The organism is Nocardiopsis sp. TNDT3 (assembly GCF_003427465.1).
Classification (GTDB): Bacteria; Actinomycetota; Actinomycetes; order Streptosporangiales; family Streptosporangiaceae; genus Nocardiopsis; species Nocardiopsis dassonvillei.
Window position 1 is genome coordinate 1 of sequence record NZ_QPFC01000921.1, and the last position, 1947, is coordinate 1947.

1 protein-coding gene is annotated in these 1947 nt (G+C 73.5%); it reads right to left on the reverse strand.

Going from position 1 to position 1947, the window contains the following annotated elements; genetic code table 11:
• Positions 1–117: 117 nt before the first annotated feature.
• Positions 118–1947 (reverse strand): hypothetical protein (locus tag DQW06_RS21740; RefSeq protein WP_117199202.1); only part of this gene is annotated, 1830 nt, incomplete at its 5' end.

Below are 1947 nucleotides of genomic sequence, written 5' to 3' on the forward strand. Positions count from 1 at the left end.
CAACCCCCCCAAAGACTCCCCCAAAGCCCAGGTCAGAGGGGTTGGGGGGGTCTTTGGGCTCCCCCAACCCCCAGCCGTGGGGGTCGGGGGAGTCTTTGGGGGAGTCAGCGCGCCCTCTCAGGCGGGCCGCGTAGCCGCCTCGCGGCTACGTTGAGCGACCGTTTCGAAAGCCTCGCGTCCGTACCCGCGCCGGGAGACCCCGCGTCGCGAGAACTTGTTCGCCAGCGGGCTGACCCCGGCCGGGCGCAGCGCCTCGGCCAACGCCAACCCGTTGGCGAACCCCAACTCGGCCGCCAGGTCCTCCGAGTGGATCCGGTCGTCGGCCAGGCGGTCGAAGACCTCCAGCGCCCGGTTGATGATGTCGGGCACCCCGTCCCACGCCGCCCGGCCCGCTCCGGCCGGGGCGGGCCGGGCCTGCTCGGTCGGGGTCAGCCACCCCGCCAGGTCCGACCCGACCGGCTCCGGCTCAGCCGCCGCCGGGGCGGGTTCGGGTTCGTTGCGCAGCCAGGCGGCGGCGTCGGGCACCGCCCGCAGCCGCCGCTCCCCCTGGACGGGGACCGCGACCTCGCTGCCGGTCTCGTTCACCTCTCCGGACTCGTTCAGGGTCTGGGCGCCGCCCGGCACCCCGAACGTGGCCCGCATCCGCTCGTACCTGTTCAGGTAGGCGGCCCCGGCGGCGGGGAGGGACTCCTCCTCCAGCTCCGGGCGCCGCGCCGAGATCGTGCGGGAGATCTCCGCGATCCGGCGGGGGGTGAGGTTGTAGCCGCGCATGGGCCGGATGGGCCCGCCATCGGTCAGGTAGGCCGTGCCCGGCCCCGCCAGGTCGTCCACGGAAAGGTTGCGCTTCCACCCCAGCAGGTAGGCCAGCTCCTCATCATCAGACCCGGCCATGGCCACGCGGGTGACCGCGCCCTTCTTCAACCCCGCGTTGAGCGTGTCGGTCGTGGCCCGCAGCGTGCTCAATACGGTGTTGACCGCGCTGTCGCGGGCGATGTCCTGGAGTTCCTCCAGGCCGTCGCGGATCTTGGCGACCAAGCCCTTCGTGACCGGGTTGAGCAGCGTCTTGCCCTCGTCCGCGAACAGGACGATCTCGGGCAGGTCCGGCCCGATGGGCAGCAGGCTGACGTCGGCGGCCATCTTCTTCTCGAACGCGGTGGCCTTGCGGCCCTTGGCGATGCCCAGGGCCGCCTTGACCATCGCGTAGGCGTCCTCGGGGGTGCACGCCGCCCAGTCCAGGGCGGGCCGGTCCACCTCCCCGCGCAGCCAGGGGTCCAGCCACGCCCGGGACAGGCCTCCGCCGGTCAGGTCGATGTGCCAGATCAGCGCATCCACGCACCGGCCGACCCCGGCCGTGCCCACGTTGAGGATCGTCGTCTTGCCCGACCCGCGCTGCCCGGCGAACAGCGCGGAGTGCTCGCGCCAGCGCACCTCGGCGGGTGTGGAGTCGCGGTGCTCGCCCAGCACGATCGGGTCCAGGATCGAGCGGGGGGAGTAGTCCTCGGGGTAGTCGATGTCCTCGCGCATCCGGTCCACGGTGGCCACGTGCAGCAGCACGCTGCCGCGCGTGGCCGCCGCATCCAGCTCGACCCCGCACCCCTCGGGCAGGCGGGCGGCCCCGGCAAGGGCGTCGGTGTAGGTCTCCAGGTTCTTGCGGGTGATCCCGGAGGGCAGGTCCACGTGCAGCGTGTACCCGGCCCCGGTCTCCCACGGCTCGGTCCGGGTGACGCGAAAGCCGCTCCGGCGCACGATGGTGGCCAGGCGCTGTTCCCACTCGCGCTCGGTGCGGGAGGTGGCGTTCAGGACCAGGGCGCCGCCCTGGGCGGTGTGCGCGGGGCGCCCGCCCCGGGTCAGCGGGGCCAGCCCCGCCGAGATCGCCGACCCGACCACCAGGGTGAGCAGGGTGTTCAGGTCCCAGGGGGTGGTGGCCAGGCACCAGGTCAGCCACCC